This is a genomic window from Stenotrophomonas sp. JAG2, from assembly GCF_041080745.1.
Lineage (GTDB): Bacteria > Pseudomonadota > Gammaproteobacteria > Xanthomonadales > Xanthomonadaceae > Stenotrophomonas > Stenotrophomonas maltophilia_AA.
Genome location: NZ_JBEUMH010000006.1, coordinates 163,655 through 183,663 on the forward strand (window position 1 = coordinate 163,655; position 20,009 = coordinate 183,663).

At 68.4% G+C, this 20,009-nt stretch carries 14 protein-coding genes; all 14 read right to left on the reverse strand.

What is annotated here, in order from left to right; translation table 11 throughout:
• Position 1: 1 nt before the first annotated feature.
• The 14 genes from AB9O74_RS09735 to gspD all read right to left on the reverse strand — a co-directional run bounded on the left by AB9O74_RS09735 (position 2) and on the right by gspD (position 20,002).
• Positions 2 to 688 (reverse strand): alginate O-acetyltransferase AlgF, encoded by a 687-nt coding sequence (locus tag AB9O74_RS09735; RefSeq protein WP_369349165.1) that lies wholly within the window; start codon positions 686 to 688, stop codon positions 2 to 4.
• On the reverse strand, positions 685 to 2,160 hold the full coding sequence (locus AB9O74_RS09740) for an AMP-binding protein (protein ID WP_369349166.1): 1,476 nt from the start codon (positions 2,158 to 2,160) through the stop codon (positions 685 to 687). The genes AB9O74_RS09735 and AB9O74_RS09740 overlap by 4 nt, the downstream gene beginning before the upstream one ends.
• Before the next feature lie 29 nt (positions 2,161 to 2,189).
• On the reverse strand, positions 2,190 to 2,420 hold the full coding sequence (locus AB9O74_RS09745) for an acyl carrier protein (protein WP_038690541.1): 231 nt from the start codon (positions 2,418 to 2,420) through the stop codon (positions 2,190 to 2,192).
• A 13-nt stretch (positions 2,421 to 2,433) separates the two neighbouring features.
• Complete coding sequence (locus AB9O74_RS09750; RefSeq protein ID WP_346491371.1) at positions 2,434 to 4,014, reverse strand: MBOAT family O-acyltransferase; 1,581 nt, start codon at positions 4,012 to 4,014, stop codon at positions 2,434 to 2,436.
• Between the two features lie 12 nt (positions 4,015 to 4,026).
• The gene (locus AB9O74_RS09755; RefSeq protein WP_369349167.1) at positions 4,027 to 5,151 is read right to left on the reverse strand and encodes a cell division protein FtsQ; all 1,125 of its coding nucleotides are present in this window, start codon (positions 5,149 to 5,151) and stop codon (positions 4,027 to 4,029) included.
• Positions 5,152 to 5,155: 4 nt separating this feature from the next.
• Positions 5,156 to 6,208, reverse strand: coding sequence for a twin-arginine translocation pathway signal (locus AB9O74_RS09760; RefSeq protein WP_369349168.1), 1,053 nt, complete (start codon positions 6,206 to 6,208; stop codon positions 5,156 to 5,158).
• Positions 6,209 to 6,229: 21 nt separating this feature from the next.
• Positions 6,230 to 9,052 carry a hypothetical protein gene (locus tag AB9O74_RS09765; protein ID WP_369349169.1) on the reverse strand — a complete coding sequence of 941 codons (2,823 nt, stop codon included), beginning with the start codon at positions 9,050 to 9,052 and terminating at the stop codon, positions 6,230 to 6,232.
• Positions 9,049 to 11,193, reverse strand: coding sequence for a glycosyl transferase family protein (locus AB9O74_RS09770; RefSeq protein ID WP_369349170.1), 2,145 nt, complete (start codon positions 11,191 to 11,193; stop codon positions 9,049 to 9,051). Before AB9O74_RS09770 ends, AB9O74_RS09765 begins: the two co-directional genes overlap by 4 nt.
• A gap of 5 nt (positions 11,194 to 11,198) precedes the next feature.
• Positions 11,199 to 13,412, reverse strand: coding sequence for a hypothetical protein (locus AB9O74_RS09775; RefSeq protein WP_369349171.1), 2,214 nt, complete (start codon positions 13,410 to 13,412; stop codon positions 11,199 to 11,201).
• A complete protein-coding gene (wecB, locus tag AB9O74_RS09780) occupies positions 13,409 to 14,590 on the reverse strand; it encodes a non-hydrolyzing UDP-N-acetylglucosamine 2-epimerase (RefSeq protein WP_369349172.1) in 1,182 nt (393 codons plus the stop codon). The genes AB9O74_RS09775 and wecB overlap by 4 nt, the downstream gene beginning before the upstream one ends.
• A gap of 171 nt (positions 14,591 to 14,761) precedes the next feature.
• Positions 14,762 to 15,937 carry a nicotinate phosphoribosyltransferase gene (gene pncB, locus AB9O74_RS09785; protein WP_369349173.1) on the reverse strand — a complete coding sequence of 392 codons (1,176 nt, stop codon included), beginning with the start codon at positions 15,935 to 15,937 and terminating at the stop codon, positions 14,762 to 14,764.
• A 54-nt stretch (positions 15,938 to 15,991) separates the two neighbouring features.
• Complete coding sequence (locus AB9O74_RS09790; RefSeq protein WP_369349174.1) at positions 15,992 to 16,828, reverse strand: glycosyltransferase family 2 protein; 837 nt, start codon at positions 16,826 to 16,828, stop codon at positions 15,992 to 15,994.
• A complete protein-coding gene (locus tag AB9O74_RS09795) occupies positions 16,825 to 17,691 on the reverse strand; it encodes a glycosyltransferase family 2 protein (protein WP_369349175.1) in 867 nt (288 codons plus the stop codon). The genes AB9O74_RS09790 and AB9O74_RS09795 overlap by 4 nt, the downstream gene beginning before the upstream one ends.
• 115 nt (positions 17,692 to 17,806) lie before the next feature.
• Positions 17,807 to 20,002 (reverse strand): type II secretion system secretin GspD, encoded by a 2,196-nt coding sequence (gene gspD / locus AB9O74_RS09800; protein ID WP_369349176.1) that lies wholly within the window; start codon positions 20,000 to 20,002, stop codon positions 17,807 to 17,809.
• Positions 20,003 to 20,009: the final 7 nt, after the last annotated feature.

Consider the following 20,009-nt stretch of genomic DNA (forward strand, 5'->3'; position numbering starts at 1 on the left):
GTCAGCGGCCCACCGCGTCGGTGCCGCTGAGCTGGCCCTGCAGGATCGGGGCAGTGGCGCTGCCGGTCAGGAACAGGCTGTAGTGGTCCCCCGGTTGCAGGGCCGGCAGTGCCACCGGTGCGCTCTCCTTGCCGCCGCACCCGGCAACCAGGCGCGCCTTGACCGGGTTGATGCCGCGCGCGCTGCTGCTGCCGGCGGCGACCGCCGGGAACACCACCGCGCCCTTGTCGGCCATCGCCAGGCGGCCCTGCGGACAGCCGCTGGCAAGATTGTAGAAGCGGATCTCCGCCTTGAGCGCGTCGCTGGTGCCACCGCCGTCGGCGAGCGCGAGCAGCGGTTTGGACGGTGCCGCCGGGTCCAGCACCAGCGTGCTGAAGCTGCCCGCCGCGACCTTGGGCTGGCTGCGCGGGGTACCGGCCACGCGCAGGGTGAACGGCTTGCCGCCCTCGACGATGGCATAGCGGGTCGCCCGCGTGGCCGGGCCGATGCTCTGCTCGGCGCCGTTGCCCACCGCGACCTTGAGCGCGGCACTGCCGGGATTGAGCACGCGCACGAAGGCCGAGCCGGCCGGCGGCCGCGGGGCATAGAGCTGGGCCAGGCGGCCTTCCTGGCCGGCGGGCTGGGCATGGCCGGCCAGCGGCGCAAGCGCCAGCAGGGCAAGGGCGAACGGGATCGGAGAGAGCTTCATCGTTTGGGTTCCTGGCTGCGGAGCGTGCGCGCCAGTGCATAGCGCTGCTCGAGTTGGCGGCGATCGACCTTGTTGCTGTTGCCGGTCGGCAACGCATCCACGGCGATCAGTTCAGAGGGAATCATGTAGGGCGGAACCCGGCGGCCGAGCTGTTCCTTCCAGTCCTGCAGCGCATCCGGCAGCGGCTGCACCACGCCCTCGCCGGGCCGGGACAGTTCGACGAAGCCGATCATGCGCACCAGGCTGCCGTCGGGCCGGCGCAGCACCACCGCCGCACCCGCCACTACACCGTCGAGGGTGGAGAGTGACGCGTCCACTTCGGCCAGCTCGATGCGGTAGCCGTTGAGCTTGATCTGGTCGTCCTTGCGCCCGCGGAAATACACCCGGCCCTGGTCGTCGAGATCGCCAAGGTCACCACTGCGGTACGCACGCTTGCCGTGATGCTCGAACAACACCCCCTGGTCGAGATCCGGTCGATCCAGATAACCGCGCATCACGTGGTCGCCGGACATGCAGATCTCGCCGTCGTCGATGAAGACCTCGGCGTAGGGCTTGGCCACCCCGATCGGGAACGGGTTGGGCGCGGCCGCACGCAGGGCCGGGTCGATCTCCACCCAGGTGGTGGAACAGGTGGCCTCGGTGGGACCGTAGGAGTTGATGATGCGCGCCTGTGGAAAACGCGCCCACAGTTCTTCGGCCACGCGCGGGGTCAGCGATTCGGCACCGAACACGAACACCTGCAGCGACGGCAGGTGCTCGGCGTTGAAGCGCGGGTTGAGCATCTGCTGGCGCACGAACGAAGGCGTGGACGCCCACACCGCCACCGCCGACTGACGCAGGTGTTCGACAAACCGTTCGCTGTCGGCGATCACCTCGCGCGGGCACAGCACGCAGCTGCCGCCGGTGCCAAGCGCACCGCACAGGTCGAACAGCGAGAAGTCGAAGCTGAAGAGCATCTGGTTGAGGAAGGCCGGCGCCTCGCCCAGCTGCAGGCAGTCGGTGATCCAGCCGGTGAACAGCGCCACGCTGTCGCGGCCGATCTGCACCCCCTTGGGGTCGCCGGTGCTGCCCGAGGTGAACATGATGTAGGCCAGGTCCGGCACGCTCAGCGCGCGCGGTACGTCGGCCCCGGGCCCGAAGGTGTCCGTCGCCGCATCGTAGACCGCGCCGGCATGGGTGAGCTGGGTGATGCGCTGAAGACGCGCCGCCGGGTTGATGGTGTCCACCGGCACATAGGTGACGCCCATCTGCAGGCAGCCGAGCATGGCCACCACGAAGGCGGACTGCTTGTGCCCGGAGATCACCAGCGCATGCCCCGGCAGCACGCCGGCCGCCTGCGCGCGCACGACCCATGCCTGGGTCGCCGCATGCAGCGCGGCCCAGTCCAGGGTGCCGTCGGCGTCGTGCAGCGCCGGCGCATGCGGCGCGTGCTCCAGCGCGACGAAGCGGCAGTGGTCGAAATCGAAACGCATGCGGGTGCCTCCTGCAGGTGGGGGATGGCTCAGCGCTGGTGCGCGGCCACGTAATCGGCCAGCACCTGCACCGAGTCGACCAGCGCATCGATCTCATCCACCGGCAACGTCACGCCGAGGCGGTCTTTGACTTCGACCATCAGCTGCACCTTGGACATCGAGTCGAACAGCGACTCCATGTATTCGTCCGGCTGCACGCGGGTGCCGATCACTGCTTCGACGATGTCGATCAACTGGGCCTGGAGGGTCTGGATATCCATCGGGTTCACCTTGTCAGAACTGGAAGTAGAGGAAACGGGATTCTTTGTGCAGGCTCAGCAGCGACAGCCCCAGCATCAGCAGCATCACCAGCAGCCATTGCCAGTTGGGCTGCCAGCGCATCCACGCGCGCGGGGCCGGGCTCGGCTTGGCCAGCGACGGACCATACACGCCCATGATCTGCTGGGCGTTCGGTGCCAGCCAGACAATGGCCAGCAACACCAGGATGTAAAGCAGCTGCACGTGGTGGCCGGCCAGCAGGCGCCAGCTGTCGGCCAGGCCCATGCCGCCAAGGTAGCCCAGGTTCTCGAGGCTTTCCCAGCCGCGCATGCCGAACATGCCCTGGACCAGCTCCCACGCATCGTGCACGCCATCGGCGCGGAAGAACGCCTGCGCCACCAGCACCGCGGCGAAGGTGAGCAGCACGTAGCCGGCGTGCTGGTACCAGCGCAGCTGGCGCAGCGCGGCCGGCTTGCGGCCGACGACGAACACGCGCCAGGCATGGTTGATGGACAGGTAGCCGGCATGCAGCAGGCCGAAGATCAGGAACTGCAGGCCCGCGCCGTGCCAGATGCCGGCCAGGCCCATCGCCCACACCGTGGGCAGCACGATCATCGAGGCGAAGCCGCCGGCCGACGCCACCGCGGTCGGTCCGGTGGCACGCCCGTGGCGGGTACGCCAGCGTGTCACCGCCATCGCCACCGGGTAGTACAGGTAGGCGGTGATGTAGCGGGTCAGGGTCATGTGCCAGCGCGCCCAGAAGTCGATCACGCTGCTCGCCTTGTACGGCGAATTGAAGTTCAGCGGGAAACGGATGCCGAACATCCGGGCCAGGCCCAGCGCCATGTCCGAATAGCCGGAGAAGTCGAAGTACAGCTGCAGCGCATAGCTGAGCGCGGTGGCCCAGGCGCCCCAGAACTGGACCTCGCCGGTGGCCGCGAAGCCCGCATCCGCATACGGGGCGATGCTGTCGGCCAGCAACACCTTCTTGGCCAGCCCGATCACGAACAGCATGCCCCCCACCGACAGATTGTCGGCGTGGAAGCGGTAGGTTTCGCGCTTGCTGAACTGCGGCATCATCTCCTTGTGGTGGAGGATGGGGCCGGCGATCAGGTGCGGGAAGAAGGTCACGAACAGCACGTAGCTGAGCGGGCTGCGGTCGTTGACCACGCCGGCGCGGCAGTCGAGCAGGTAGCCGATCTGGGTGAAGGTGAAGAAGGAAATACCCAGCGGCAGGATCAGCGCATCCATCGGGCCGACGTTCAAGCCCATCTCGCCGACGAAGTTCACCATCGCCGCGAAGTACTTGTAGTGCACCAGCAACAGCAGGTCGGCGGCCACGCCGAGTGCGGTGGCCAGCAGCTGCAGCTTCGGCCGTTTGGCCAGCGACAGGATCACCAGGCTGACTAGGTAGTTGAAGACGATCGAGCCGGACAGCAGGATCACGAACTGCGGGTTCCACCAACCGTAGAACACGATCGAGGCCACGCACAGCCACAGCGCGGCCAGGCGTGGCCGCACCGCACCCAGGGCGTAATGCACGCCCAGTGCGATCGGCAGGAAAACCAGCAGGAACAGGAAGGAGTTGAAAAGCATCGTCCGTAGCGCTCAGTCGATCTCGGCCAGCGTTGCCTGCTCACCGTCGGTCAACGGCAAGGACAGGGCCATTTCAGAAAATTCCCAGACCACCAGCTTCAGCGTCGGTGGCCATTGCGCGCGTTGCGGCCAGGCGGCCAGCAGCGCGCCGGAGAACTGCCCGCCATCCAGGCTCTGGTTCCACACCTCGCGCCCGAGCGCGTTGCCCAGGCGTTCGGCGAACAGGCTGCGGCGGCCGTTGGAGCTGCCCAGCAGCAGCACCTCCACCGGCGGGGTGTCATCGAGCAGGCCACCACTGCGCAGCGGCGCAATCACCTGTTCCGGCTCCTGGTCGAGCGCCGGGCGCCAGGCCGGTGGCGCCTTTTCCAGCCCGGCCAGCACGATCAGATCGCCCATCCGCGGGTTGGCCGGCCCGGGTGCGCCGACCTCGAAGGCCTGCCCGCCCGGGCCACCCAGCAGCGGCAGCGCGGAGGCCGCCACGGCGTCGGCGGCACGCTGGGCGCCGAGCCGGTTCATGTGCACGTCGGTACGGAAGAACATCGGCGCGTCGGCGCCCTGCAGCACCGGCAGCAGGTCGGTCGAAGGCACCTGCGCGGCGTGCAGCGCCTGCTGCCACTGGCCGAGCCGCGCCCGCATGCTCGCCGAATGGCGCAGCCCGCAGGTGTGTGCCTGTTCGACCCGCGACTTGTCCGGCACCACCACCACCAGCACCTGTACACCCTGCGCCTTGAGCTGGGCCGACCAGTGCTGCATCAGCCGCACGCGCTGGGCCAGCACCTGCGCGCCGGCACCGGGCTGTGGTCGCAGGCCATCGCGGTAGAACAGCCAGTCCGGGCAGCCGAGCGCAACCTGCGGGCCGAGATCGCCCAGCAGGCGATAGCGCAGCGCCGCCGTGGCCAGGTCGGCCTGGGCCTGTACCGGCAGCTTGAGCGCTTCGTTGATCGCGCGGCCGGCTTCGCCGTCGGCCCAGCGCGCCGGGGCCAGCGACGCGGCGGGGATCTTCGCCTTGCCCAGCATCCAGCCGCCGGCGAGCAGGCCGATGACCAGCAGCACGATCACCACCACGGTGGTGGGAAGATGGGCACGGGCCGGCGCGGCCGGTGGCAGGGGCGCGGGCGCGCCGGGACGTGCACTCATCGGGTTACTGCCCCAGTGCCTTGTTCAAGCGCGCGGTCCATTGCTGGGGCGTCATGATCGAGGCGTTGTCCCACTGGCCCTGCGCCTGCGGGCCGAACCCGTACACCGGTTCGAACATCTGCCAGACCAGCACCTGCGGGGGATTGGTGCGGAAGTCATCGGACTCCAGATACTCCAGCAGCATGATCCACGGCCCGACGTTGCCGGCCTTCCAGTTCACTGTCACCGGACGGTCCAGCGCATTGGAGAGCTTCTGCGGGAAACCGAAATAGGGCTGCACCATGCTGTGCCCGGTCACGTGCACCGGGGCCTTGCCGCTGTCGAGCAGACCCTGCGATTCCGCGACGCGGCGGACGGTGAAGGTCTCGCGGCCGACCGCGGCACGCTGTTCCGGCGGCAGGAACAGTTCCGCCAGGTCGCCATAGCGGCGTTCACGGGTTTCCTTGCCCAGCGGCGTGCCCGAGCCCGGTTCACCCGCGAGGTTCGGGACGGCCTGCTTGATCCGTGCCGCCAGCGCATCGGCGGTGGCATCGGCGGCGGCCTGGGTCCAGTGCTGGTCGCTGCGATAGAACACGTCGCTGCCCGCGGCGTGGACGCCGGCCAGTACCTTGCGCGCGTCCAGCGCCTCGACGCCGGCCTTCTGCAGCGAGCCCAGCAGCGTGTCGTAGCGCTTTTCAACCGAGGCGCTCACCACCTTGCCCTCGGGCAGGCGATCTTCGTAGAACAGCACCTTGTCCGGCAGCAACAACAGTTCCAGGCGGATGCCGCGTGCGGCAAGGCGGGCCTTGGCCTCGGCGATCAGGCGGGTCGACGAGTCGACTGCCTGCATGTCCACGTCACTGAGGCTGCCCCACGCCGGAAACAACCAGCCGTCCTTGCCGACCAGCACGATGGCCGAGTCGTCCTTGGCGGCCGCGGCCGGCGGAGTGGGCTTGGCCGGTGCCTGCGCCTGCGCGGCACCCGCACCGGCCAACGCGCACAACACCGCCAGCAGCGGCAGGCGCGCACGCAGGCGACGGCGTGGCGAGGTGGGTTCGAACGGGGAATGCTTGTCCATGTCGATCATGCCTTTTCCATGTCAGTAGTACAGGGTGGCGGTGGCGAACAGCCCCTTGGCGCGCTGCGTATCGCCGCCGCCCAGGGCGAACCGGTACTGCACGGCCAGGTCCAGGTAGGACCGTGCCGCGTTGTAGTGGTCCTCGCGGAACCAGTAGCGCACGCCCACGCCGGGACCCGCACCCAGCGACCAGCTGCGATCGGTGTCGGAGAGGTCGAAGGACTGCGCGCCGATCAGCGGATACGTGATGCCCCGCACCTTCGAGCGCTGGTCGATCCAGTCCGCGCCGATCACCAGATACGGACTCAGTACCCAGCGGGTCTGCTCGGCGCCGAAGCGATAGCTGCGTCCTGCGCGCAGTTCGGCCGCGCCGAACCACTGCTGGCGACGCAGGCGCCCCTCGGAATCGGTCAGCCGCGCGACCGTGTCGCCGTTGCTGTCGATCTGATCGACGGTGAACTGCGCACGGTTGTCATCCCAGGTGAAGCCGGCCTGGGCGTAACCGCTGAGCGTCCACCACTGGTTGACGTCGGTACGCACACCGGTGCCGTGGTAGAAGCCGTAGGTCAGGTAGGACATCCAGCCGCCGGCGTTGTCCTTCAGCCGGTAGCGGGCCGCGGTGGTCATCTGCAGCGGCTGGCTCGACTCCACCTGGATGCGGCACTGGATGGCCGCCGAATCCGGATAGACGCCGCCGTTGCGGGTCGCCGTGCCAAGGAACTGGCGGCGCTCGAGGCCGGCGCTCAGTCCGGTCTGGCCGAAGGTGTAGCGCGCGCCGAACGAGCCGATGGTGGACGGCCACCCGGCGATCGAACGCGAGCGGCTGAGTCGCTCGGCGCGCGCGCGTGCATCCTCGCTGGGAATGCCGGTGCACGGGTCGATCGCCTGCAGCGATTCGAAGGTGCCGCCTTCGTCGTACAGGGTGTTGGCCAGGCGCGCATACAGCTCCAGCGTGCCATGGCGGTTGTTGGTTTTCTCGGGTCGCCAGAACGCTTCGAGCGTGCCGAACACCGAATCGCCGGGGGTGCTGATCGCCGCACCGCCCAGGTTGGTCGCCGCCTGGCGTGCGCCCCGGTAGCCGGCCGACAAGGTCATGCCCCACTCGCGCGAGTAGTTGGCGATGGAACTGCGCGTGTTGTAGCGCTGCGCGGTGTCCAGCGGCAACGTGCCTGCGTCGGCACTGTCGATCGCACCGCGCAGCAGGGTCACCGCCTCGGTATGTTGGCCCAGCGCAGCGTTGGCGTAGGCCTGGTCCAGCACCACCGTCGGCGGTGCCTTGCCGGTCGCCTCGGCCGCCTGGAAATCGCCCAGTGCATGGCGTGGTTCACCGGCGCGCTGGTTGAGATAGCCACGTTGCATCAGCAGGCCGGCATCCTCCGGCGTGGTGGCCAGTGCAGTATCCAGGCGCTGGCGCGCTTCGGCCTGCTGGCTGCGGTCGCCCGCGGCCAGCGAGGTGGTCAGCAAGGCCTGCAGCGGCGCGCTGTCCTGCGCGGCCTGCACGGCCTTGCGCGCCTCCTCGATGGCCTGCTGGTAGTCCTGCCGGCCAAAGGCCGCATAGGCACGCTGGGCTGCGCCACCCTCGCCCTGCAGGTCGGTCGGGGTCAGCTCGCATTGCGTGCCATAGGGCGTTTCACGGCATTGCTGGATCGGTGCCGGATAGGTCGCCTCGGTGAGCGCCAGGCCCGGCCGCGCCGAGCGCAGCGCGCGGGTGCGCAGGGCCACCGCATCGGCAATGGCGCGGCGGGTATCGGCATCTTCATCCGTCAGCGGATCGGCCTTCAGCGGTGCCAGCAGCTGCTCGGCACGGTCGCGGTCGCCCGCGGCCAGGGCCGCATCCACCGCCAGCAGCCGCACGTTGCGCTGCTGCTGGCCATCCAGCCAATCCTGCGCAAGCACGCGGTCGAAATCCGCATTGGCCTGCGCACTGCGTCCCAGCCGCTGCTGCAGGTAACCGCGCATCACCAGGGCGTTGGTGTCGTCGGCGTCCTGCGCGATCGCGTCGGAGGCGGCATCGACCGCCTCGGGCAGCTGGTCGCTGAGCAGCAGCGCGGTCATCAGCAGCAGGCGATGGCTGCCCGACTCCGGGGCCAGTGCCACGGCCCGGCGTGCGGGCGCCACTGCATCCTGTGGACGCAGGGCGATCAGCGCCTGGTAGCCTTCCTGCGCAGGCACCACGGCCTGCTCGCGCTGGATGCGCAGCTGCGCGGCGAGAATATCGGTGCGGTTCGGTGCGCCCAGCGTCAATGCCGTGGCGGCGGCCTGCTGCGCCTCATCGAGCTTTCCGCCCGCCTCCAGCGAGGCCACCCACAAAATCGCCCAGGCACCCTGCTGCGGCTGCTGGCGGAACGCCTGCTCGGCCTTGCTGGCGGCTTCTTCCATGCGGTCGCTGTTGAACGCCTCGTAGGCCTGTGCCGCCAACGGGAACGCGCGCTGGTAGGCCAGTTCGGCCGCGGTCGGGCGGGCCGCGGCAGCCCCACGCACGCCGGCGCCGGTGGCGGTGCCGCCACGCGGGGCGGCGGCGGCCAGCCCCGGCAGGGCCGGATCGGCAATGCCATCGGCGATCGCACGCCGTGCCAGCGCACGCACCTCGTCGGCACGGCCCAGCTTCTGCGCCGCATAGATCTGTAGCAGCCGCAGCCGCGCCACGTCCGGGCGCAGGCGCACTGCTTCGCTGGCCGTGCGGTAGGCCTGCTGGAAATCGCCGCGGTCGTACGCGCCGAATGCCTGCTCGGCGATGCGGTATGCGTTCCCCGACAACGGAAGCGGTTCCTGTGCGAAGGCACTGGCGCTGCCCAGGCCGATCAGGCCCAGGGCGATCACGCTGGAAAGCAGGGTGGTTCTCATACCTTCAGCTCTCCGTCGGCGCTGTATTGAGGTTGGCCGGAACGGCGATGCTGCTCGCGCACCGCCTCGGCGATCGCCGCTTCGGTGGCCACGCCGTGCTTGACCAGGTAGTCGCCGATGCGCCCGTCGCGCTGTGGCTTGTACTCGTCCAGCACGCGTTCGAACTGGTCGCGGGCGATCAGGCGCATTTCCACCAACAGATCGCCCAGCAACGGCACCGCGTCGATGCGGTAGGTTTCACCGCTGATCAGGCGCAGGCCGGCATTGATCTCGCTTTCGCGCGCGATCGACTGTTCCACGGCAGTGGCGTGCACGTCGTGCAGCAGCTGTGCCTGCTCGGCCTCGCTGAGCGGGTTGGCCACCGCGACCGACAACGTGTCGGCCGTGCTGCCGGGCAGCGGCAACAGGCGCCACTGCACGCACGCTTCCACCGAGAGCGGGAACTGCCCGGCCTGCAGGTAGTCCACGTCGATGACGGCACGCGCCAGGTCGCCCTGGAACGCGATGGCTTCGGCCAGCGTTTCATCGTCCAGCCAGCCCTGCGAGACCAGGATGCGGCCCAGCGGCTGCTGGCGCCCGCCCTGCTGCTGCTGCAGCGCTTCTTCCAGGCGCTCCGGCTCGACCGCCTGCCAGGTGGTCAGCAGTTCGCCCAGCCGCTTGCGGGTCTGCACCAGCTGCGAGGCACTGGGGAAATCGTGCATGGTCTTGTCCCACACCATGCGCTTGCCGAACAGCAGGTAGAGCAGGAACATGCGCCACGCGCGCGCGGTGGCCATGAAGTTGATCATGTTGCCGACCACCATGCGCGGGATCGACATCAACGCGTGTTCCCATCCGTACAGCTTGTTGACGAAGTAGAAGCGCTGCACCACGCGGCTGGCCAGGGCGGCGGTGGTGATCAGGGCGATGTTCATCTGCCAGGTACCGGCCTGGAAGATGGTCGGGAACTGGGTGGTCCACACCCCGGTCACCTTGAGCAGCCAGAACAGCAGCAGCTGCAGGAAGATGATGTAGGCGATGATGCTGACGAACGAGGTGACGATGCCCTTGCGGTCACGCGCCAGCAGGTACTTGGTCGCCAGCGAGCCGCGCCAGCCCAGCGTTTCCCAGCTCTGCAGGCCGATGCCGAGCACCCAGCGCGCTTTCTGCCGGTAGGAAGCACGGAAGTTGTCGGGGAAGTACTCGCGCACGCACAGCGCCATCGACTGGGTGCTTTCACGCACCGGCCCCCAGCCGAACCACGAGGGTCGGCGCACGCGGAACTGCACCGGGAACCGGGCGAAGATCGAATGCATGCCCATCGCCGCCAGGCGCGCGCCCACGTCGTAATCCTCGGTGAGGCTGTCGGTGTTGAACGGCTGGTTGTTGGTGGCCGCGCTCAATGCCAGCAGCGCCTTGCGCGAAAAACAGGTGCCGACGCCGGCCGAGGGCACCATGCCCGACACGCTCTCGCGCACCACCAGATCCTTGGCATGCCATTCAGCGAACTCGTCCATGTACACGCCGGCGATCAGCTCGTACCACTCGCGGTCCAGCGAGGTCACCGGCAGCTGGATCATGTCCTTGCGCGGCAGCAGGTAGTTGAAGAAGCGCAGCTCCATCGGATGCAGCACGTCCTCGCTGTCATGCAGGATCACCCCGGCGAACTCGATGTCGTGCCGCTTCTCATAATCGAAGATCGACAGGATCAGCCAGTTGAGGCAATCGGCCTTGCTGGTCGGGCCGGCATGCGGCACCTCCACCCGGCGCAGGCGTTTGTAACGCCGGCGCATGCGCTCCACTTCGGCGATGGTCTCGGCATCGTTGGGATAAGTGCCGACGAAGACGATGTACTCGCGATAGTCGAGCACATCGATCATGTTCTCCACCATCTGCGCGATCACGTCGTACTCGGCCCAGGCCGGCACCATGATCGCCAACGGCTGTTCGGGGCGTTGCAGCAGGTCCTGCTGGGTCAGCGGACGATACTCGCGACGCTTCTTGACGGTCAGGGTGCGCCAGCTTTCGCGGACCCAGTACCAGACATCGATGAACAGGTCATCGAGGCTGGAGATCAGGATCAGCACGGCCACTGCTGCCGCCACCGTTTCCAGGGTGGCGTAGTAGTTGGCCAGCTGGATGTTCCAGGACAGACCGTCCACGGCGGTCAGTGCCCCGTGTTGCCGGACTTGCGGCGGCGGCGGATCTGGGTGACGCGGGCGGCCAGCAGCGCGAACACGACCAACCCGACGAGGACCAGCAACCACACCATGTGCTGCTGCCACCACGGCTGCGGGTTGCCGGCATCGGCCACGCGCGCGCCATACGGATCCTTGCTGTCGAAGTCGCTGACCACACCGCTGCCATCCAGCACGGCCAGATCACCGCGCAGCAGGCGGAACGGCTGGTCCAGCAGCGGACCCTGCGCGCCCAGATCGTTGTAGATCACGCCGGTATGGCCGCCGGCATCCACCACCTGCACCGCAGCGGCGTGGTCCAGTCCAGCCAGATCGAGCAACGGCTGCTTGCCGCCGCCGACCACGAGGCGACCGTCCTTGAGCCCGGCCGGGTCGACGCCGGACGGGGCCAATGCGAAGGCCAGGTACGGGTTGCCCGGGGTGATCGCGGTGCCGGCGTCGACCACCTTCAGTTCGGCCGCCTGCGCAGACACGCCGACCGCGCTGGCGATGGCGATGACCTTGGCCAACGACGCGGGAGCGTCCTGCAGCCAGGTGGCCGGCACGAACACTTCGTTGGCATGCGCCAGCTGGCTGGCCGCGCCGACAAAGTCGGTATCAAGGGTGCGCTTGGCCAGCTTGAGGTGGCTGCTGGGCAGGATCGACACCGGGAACGCGGTGGCCGGATCGTGGCAATACGGGCGCGCCGGCTGGCGCAGGAAGCTCACGCGCACTTCGTTGCGGGCCGCCAGTGCATAGGCCGGAACCTTGGCGACCAGCCGCTGCGGCTTGCCGTCGGCGGCGAGCACCCTGGCGCCCAGCAGGTAGTCGTTGAAATAGATGCTCGCCACCGCGCCCTGCCCGGCCGCGTTGGGTGCGGCCGACACATCGACCACCACCTGGTCGGGCAGACGGCCATCGGCCGACAATGCGCCGAGCTCGAAGCTGGCGGTGCGGTCGCCGCGGGTGACGATGTCCAGCGTACCGGACATGTTGCCGAGACGGCTGAGCAGGATCGCGTCGTCGCCGACCACCGGCGGGGTGGCCTGGGCCACCTGCAGGGTGCGACCCAGTGCATACGCGCGCCACTGCTCGGTGAGCAGCCCGGCAACCTTGGCCCCGGCCTCGGCGGCGACGACCAGGGTCGGGCGCCCGGCCACCGCTGCAACGCTGACCGATGCGCCACCGGCGCCCTTCTCCAGCGCGACCATGTCGCTGCCACGCCACGCGGTGAACGCCGCGGCGGCATCGCCGCCACTGGCACCCACTTCGACCGCCAGCGCATCCAGCGCGGCCCGCACGGCAGCACGCAGCGGATCGGTGCTGATGGCCACGTCGACGGCCAGCGGCCCACTGTCGCGCAGCGACAGCAGGGCGCCGACTTCGGCCAGCGAGGCGATGCGATGCTGGCTGCCGCCGGCGGCCAGCGCCGCGTAGGCCGGAACGGCCTGCAGGCTGGCCGGAATGCTGATCCCGGTCAGATCGACCGTGCCACCCACCACCGGCAGCGCCACCACGTCGACCTGTTTGCCGCCGTTGCGCAGCGCCGCACCCACCCGCCACGCCGCGTCATAGGCCGGCGCCTGCAGCGCCTTGCCATCGACCAGCAGGCGTACCCGTGTGGGCAGTGCGCCCCAGGCCTTGGCCACGGTGTTCACCGCGCGACCATCGAAGCTGTAGCTGAAGCGCGACTCCGGCGACAACCGCAACACGTTGGCCGGGGCGCTCTGATCGGCGCAGCGGTAATCCGATACCACCGACCACCAGCCCACGCCCACGCGGACGAAACCGTTGTCGCGCGGCAGGCCGTCGATGCCGAGCAGTTGGCTGGCATCCCCCTGCGCATCGGTGATCGAGCGCGCGGCAACCGGGTCGCCATCGACCGACCACAACCCCGAGCTGCGGCCGGTATGGCCGCGCACGTAGCGCCCATCGAGCTGCAGCTGCGCATCGCGGGTCGGCACGCCCGCCGGTACCGGCAGATAGATTTCACGCTGGCTTTCCTGGCCACTGAGGGTCAGCGGCTGACGGAAACCCAACTCGCGCAGCGTCATGCTGCGGGTCACCGTGGCATCGGCGGCCCACTCCGTGAACTGCCCGGCCGGGGTATCGGCAGCGTGGACAGGACTGAGTGGAAGGGCCATCACCAAGGCCAGCGGTAATACCTTGCGGAAACGATCGGTACTACGGTTGGTCTGGATCATGGCATCACTTCTGAAAGGGAGGAGTGGGAAACGGCAGAGACGTGGGCGGCCACGAACTCATCGAACGGCTCACCGCGCAGCGCGGCGACGATGCGTGCCGAAGCACGACCATCGCCATAGGGGCTGGCATCGGGAATGAAGTGCGCGGCCACGGCCGGCCGGTCGCAGGCCGCGTGCACGGCGGCAACGATCCGGTCCGGATCGGTGCCGACCAGGCGTACGACGCCCGCCTGCACCGCTTCGGGACGCTCGGTGACATCGCGCATCACCAGCACCGGGCGGCCCAGCGCGGGGGCCTCTTCCTGCACGCCACCGGAATCGGTCAGCACCACGTGCGCGCGCTGCATCAAGCGGACGAAATTGAGGTAATCCTGTGGCGCGATGAGATGCACGTTGTCCAGGCCACCCAGGTGCGCATGGACCGGCCCCTGCACGTTCGGATTGAGGTGCACCGGGTAGACGATCTGCAGGTCTTCGCGCTGTGCCAGCTCGGCAAGCGCACGACAGATGTTCTCGAAGCCACCCCCGAAGTTCTCGCGCCGATGGCCGGTGACCAGCAGCAGCTTGCGGTCGGGCTGCAGGAACGGGAACTGCGCATCGATCGATGCGCGCAGCGCAGCATCCTGGTCGATGCGCTGGACCGTCTGCTTGAGCGCGTCGATGACGGTATTGCCCGTGACACTGATGCGCCCGGCCAGGTTTTCCTGTTCCAGGTTGTAGCGTGAGCTGTCGGTCGGCGCGAACAGATGGTCGGCGACCACGTCGATCACGCGGCGGTTCATTTCTTCCGGCCAGGGCTGCTGCAGGTCACCGGTCCGCAGCCCGGCCTCCACGTGCGCCACCGGGATGCGGCGATGGAAGGCGGCCAGCGCGGCGGTCATCGCCGTACTGGTATCGCCGTGCACCAGCACGCGATCCGGCGCTACCGCTTCGTACAACGCGTCGAGCTTGGCGAACAGCCGGGAACACAGGCCGTTGAGCGTCTGGTCGGCCACCATCACATCCAGGTCGTGATCCGGGTGGATCTCGAACAGCGACATCACCTGGTCGAGCATAGCCCGGTGCTGGCCGGTGATGCAGACAATGGACTCGATTCCCGGCGCGGCGTGCAGTGCGCGCACCAGCGGCCCCATCTTGATAGCTTCAGGACGCGTTCCGAAAACAGATAGGACCTTCACTAGACAGCTCCATGTGATGACCAACGAATGTGACTTCCATCACGCAAATCGTAGGCCAAGTTGCCAGAGCTAGCCAGTGCAACGTGATGAAGATCACATTTTCTCGGAAAAGTGACGCTTAAGGTCACTTAGTGACGCGGATGACGTCCCATTGTCGCTTTTTAAGGCGTCTCACTCGGGTGAAAGCTCGAACACCTGGCGCAGGTACGCCAGATAACCCGGATCGTCGCACATGCTCTTGCCCGGCGAATCGCTCAGTTTTGCGACCGGCTGGCCGTTGCAGCGGACCATCTTGATGACGATGTTGAGCGGGGTCGGCCCCAGGTCGTTGGTCAGGTGCGTGCCCACCCCGAACGCCACCTGGCAACGGCCGCGGAAGTAGTCGAACAGCTGCATCACTTTTTCGATGTTCAAGCCATCGCTGAAGACCAGCACCTTGCTGCGCGGATCCACGCGGCGGCTGTGGAAATGCGCCAGCATGCGGTCGCCCCAGGTGAAGGGGTCGCCGGAGTCGTGGCGGACACCGTCGAACAACTTGCAGAAATACATGTCGAAATCGCGCAGGAAAGCCTCCAGCCCGACCACGTCGGAGAGCGCGATGCCCAGGTCGCCCCGGTACTCGCGCGCCCACGACTCCAGCGCGGCGACCTGCGAATCGCGCAGCCGCGGGCCCAGCGCCTGGAACGCCTGCAGATACTCGTGGGCCATGGTGCCGTGCGGCGTCATGCCGTACAGGCGGGCGAAATGCACGTTGCTGGTGCCGACGAACTGCGCACCGAGCGCATCGCGCAGCATCGGCAGCATGCGCGCATGCCACGCGCGCGAGTAGCGGCGGCGGCTGCCGTAATCGGCGATCCGGCACAGCTCGAAACCGGGCGTATCGCGCAGCAGCGCGGTCTTGGCCTGCAGGCGGCGCTCGCCTTCGCTGAAATCGGAGTCGGTGGTGTTGCGGAACCAGACCTCGTTGATGATCGCCAGCAGCGGGACTTCGAACAGGATGGTGTGCAGCCACGGACCGGTGATGTCCAGCTCGATCTCACCGGGGACGGTGGTGGACGGGCGCAGCGCGATGTATTTGCGGTCCAGGTGGAACAGGCCGAGGAAATCGGCGAAGTCCGGTTTGACGAAGCGCAGGCCGCGCACGTAGTCCAGCTCTTCGGCGCTGAAGCGCAGGCTGCACAGGTGGTCGATCTCGGCGTTGATCTGGTCGATGAACTGCGCCAGGTCGACGCCCGGGGTCCGGCACTTGAACCGGTACTGCACCTGCGCGCCGGGGTACTGATGCAGCACCGCCTGCATCATGGTGAATTTGTACAGGTCGGTGTCGAGCAGGGACTGGATGATCATGCTGAAGATTATGCGCCTGCCACTGTGTACGACCAACGGCCGGGCAGCGGAGGTCTACCGGCGACGCAGCAGGCGTGGCACCTGGACCAGGGCATGCGCCCAGATCGCGCCCCACACCGCGCAGCGCACCAGCCAGGGACGCTGCGGCGCCTCGAACCGGCGGAAGTACCGCCACAGGCCGCGGTGCTTGTGCCACTCCACGAAGAACGGCCGCGAGCGGCTGGAGACACCACGCACATGGGTGACCTGCAGGTCGTTGGCGATGGCGATCACCGCCCCGGCCTCGCGCGCGCGACGGCACAGGTCCAGGTCCTCGGCGTGCAGGCGGTAGCCGGCGTCCCATCCCCCGATCCGGTCGAACAGCGCGCGCGGCATCAGCAGCAATGCGCCGGACAGGGCCGGCACGGTCTGCAGCGGCTGGCTGCGGTCGACCGGAATGGCGAGTTTCCCGCCCTGCCCGGGATTGCGCAGCATTGCGGCGAAATCCGGGTCGCGACGGCGCACCGCATCGTCCGGGCGACCGTCCTCGTCGACCTGCTCGACACCGAGCACGCAGTCACCCAACGGCAGCGCGCGTTCGCGCAGCAGGGCGAGGGTTTCGGGGCCGACCATCAGGTCCGGGTTGATGAAGGCCAGCCACGGCGCCTGGCTGTCGGCCACGCCCTGGTTGTTGGCCGCGGCGAAGCCGGGGTTGTCCGGGTTGGCGATGAAGCGCACCCGCGCATCCGCGCTGGCATGCCGCTGCACGATTTCCAGGGTTCCGTCGGTGGAGTCGTTGTCGACCACGCGGATCTCCGCGATGTCGCGCGCCTCGCGCAGGCGCAGCAGGCAGGCGTCCAACGTGCTGGCGCTCTGGTAACTGACGATGATGGCGGCGATGGCAGGGCTCAAACAGGCGACTCCGGGACGGCAATGACGGGCGGCGCGAACAGATCGCCCTGCGCCTTGGGCATTATCGCCTGCCGGTGATGCTGCTGCAGGTCGTGGCGGGCCTGCTGCAGTGGATCGGCCATCAGAAAGCCGGCCAGCCGCGGCGGCCAGGCCGGCCAGCGCGTTGCCAGCGCCTCCATGTCGCCCTCGCCGGTCACGCCTTCGGCGACCCGGGCGACGAACGCGGTCTCGCACAGTGCATTCCGCCAGCCGAGCCCGGCCATGCGCAGGCTGAGGTCGATCAGGGCGGCATTCCACGAGGCATAGCTGTGCATGTCCAGGCCGCCCGCCTTGCGCCGCGCATTGCCGCGCAACAGCACCGCGTGGGTCACCGCGGACGGCAGCTCGGGATGCAGCGGCGGCATCGCCGCGCAGGCCTGCGCCAGCGGGGCCAGATCCAGGTCGTCCGGAAGAGGGTTGATCTCGCCCAGCCGCGGCCAGGCCGCCGTCTCACCGGCGTTGCACCACGGCGTGGCGGAGCCGATCGAGGGATCGCGGGCCAGGCAGGCCTGCAGCTGCTGCAGCCATCCCCGTGCCGGGATCGCATCCGGGGCGAGCACCACGACATCGGCGCCGGTGCACGCGGCCAGCATCTCATCCAGGTGGGCCACTTCACCGATGGCGCGGGCGCGGCGGGTGTACTCGGCCTGCAGCGGCGTCTGCGCGAGCCAGTGTTCGATCACCGCCTGCGCGCGTGGCCCGGCCTGGCCATCGTCGGCCAGCCAGATCGCGGTGCCGGGCGCAGTGCCGGCATCGAGCGCGGCCAGGCAGCGGTCCAGCGCGGCATCATCGACCCCGATCGGCAGCAGGATGACCGTAGTCATGCCGACCTCCGGGTGCTGCCGTCTTCGCCGTGTCGCTGTGTCATCGCAGCCTCCCTTGGGCGCGGCCAGCGTAACAAGATCGGCCCCCGCGGTGACAGCGGGGGCCGGGCAACACTCAGCGCTTGGCCTTGGGCTCGGGGAACGGCTCCATCGCGCGGAAGCGGCTGCTGTATTCGTCGGTCAGGTTCCGCGACTCCTGCGCGTTGCGCACGATGGTCGGGGTCAGCAGCACGATCACCTCGGAGCGCTCGGACTTCTTCGTCTTGCTGCCAAACAGCGCGCCGATGACCGGGATCCTGCTCAGGCCCGGGACACCCCTGGCGCCGTCGTCGTCGGAGTTGGTGATCAGGCCGGCCAACATGATGGTGTCGCCGCTCTGCACCGCCGCTTCGGTAGAGATCTTGCGGGTATTGATCGGCGGATTGCAGGTGGTGCGGGTCGGGTCGCACCCGGCCGGGATCGCGCCGGCCGAACTGACCTCCTGCACGATGTCCAGGAACACCACGCCATCGCGGGTGATGCGCGGTCGCACCTTGAGGATCACGCCGGTATCCAGGTACTGCACCTGGCTGTAGGTGTTGTCGCCGCCCACGCCGGTATTGACCGACACCGAGTTGATCGGAATCTGCGTGCCCACGTTGAGGGTGGCTTCGGCGTTGTTGCGCACGAACAGCGACGGGGTCTGCAGCAGGCGCAGGTTGCTGACCTTGTCCAGTGCGCTGACCACGGCGGCCGCGTTCTTGCCGAGGAAGGTCCAGCCCACGCCGTCGTTGCCGACGGTGCCGGAGATGCTGCCCCAGATCGAGCGGCCCAGCGCGCTCGGCAGGTCGATGCCGCTCTCGGTCTTGCCGGTGGCGACGGCCTGCTCGAAGAACCAGTTGACGCCATAGCTGAGGTCGCCGGTCAGCGCGACTTCGGCCACCTGCGCCTCGATGTGGACCTGCATCGGCATCACGTCGAGCTTTTCGATGACCTCGCGGATCGAGCGCCAGGCCTGCGGGGTGGAGCGCACCAGCAAGGTGTTGGTTTCCTCCACCGCCGAAACACCGACGGTATCGCCCTGCACTTCCAGGCTGAAGCTGGCGTTGCCGGACTGGCGCTGCGGCAGGCTCATCGTGCCTTCGCCCAGTCCGCCGCGGCTGCTGCCGTTGCTGCTGCCGGTGTTGGAGAAGTTGCTGTTGCTGTTGCCATCGCGGCTGCCGATGTCCATCGGCGACGCGCCCGGCGCCAGCGAACCGCTGCCGCGGCCGCTACGGCCGTTCTCGTTGGCGAACGCCTCGGCCAGGCGCTCGGCCAGGTCCTTGGCCTTGACGTAGCGCAGCTCGTAGGAGAACAGCCGCGCATTGCCGCCGGCGGTATCGATGCGGTCCAGCCACTGCTGGATCTGGTCGAGGTAACGTGCCTGCGGGGTGATCACCAGCACGGCGTTGGCGTTCTCCAGCGGCAGGAAACGGAACATGCCGGCGCTTGGGGTCTTGCTCTCCTCGCCGAACACCTTTTCCAGATCGGCGGCGACCTGCTCGGCCTTGCCCGACTGGATCGGGAACACGCCCACGGACATGCCCGACAGCCAGTCCACGTCAAAGATCTCCACCGTGCGCAGGTAGTTTTCCAGCTCGCTGCGGGTGCCGCCCAAGGTGATCACGTTGCGGCCGTTGTCGACGTTGACGATCGCGTTCGGGCGCGCGTACGGCTCCAGCACTTTCTTCATCTCGGTGGCGGAGATGTACTGCAGCGGCACCACGCGCACTTCGAAGCCACGCGCATTGGCCGGCGAGGCGGTGCTCGGCGAGACCGTCCCGGCCAGCGCCTGGTCGGCGGCCACGATGTTGTAACGGCCCGCGCTGTAGACCATGCGCGCGTTGTTCCAGCCCAGCACCATTTCCAGCAGGTTCAACGCCTGTGCGGAGGACACCGGCTTGGGCGTGGCGAGCGTCACGGTGCCCTGCACGCCCGGCGCGATCACGTAGTTCTGGCCGAGGAAGTCGCCGAGGATCGCCTTGACCACCGCATGCACCGATTCGCCTTCGAAGTTGAACGTGGCGTTGCCGGTGGAGGCATTGCCCAGCGAGGGTTGCGGTGCGGCCGCGGCGCTGCGGTTGATCATGGTGCCGGTGCCGCGGCGGATCACCGCCTGCGGGGCGCCATGGTTGCCCAGCGGTTCGGCCTCGATGCCCGCGCGGGAGCCGTCGCCGGCAACCACCTGGTGACTGTCGAGCACCGCATCGCGGCGTACCTCCGGCGCGGGCACGGTGGTGCAGCCCACCAACAGGGCGACGAGGAAAGACACGGGGAAAAGGCGCAGGGTCATGCTGTCA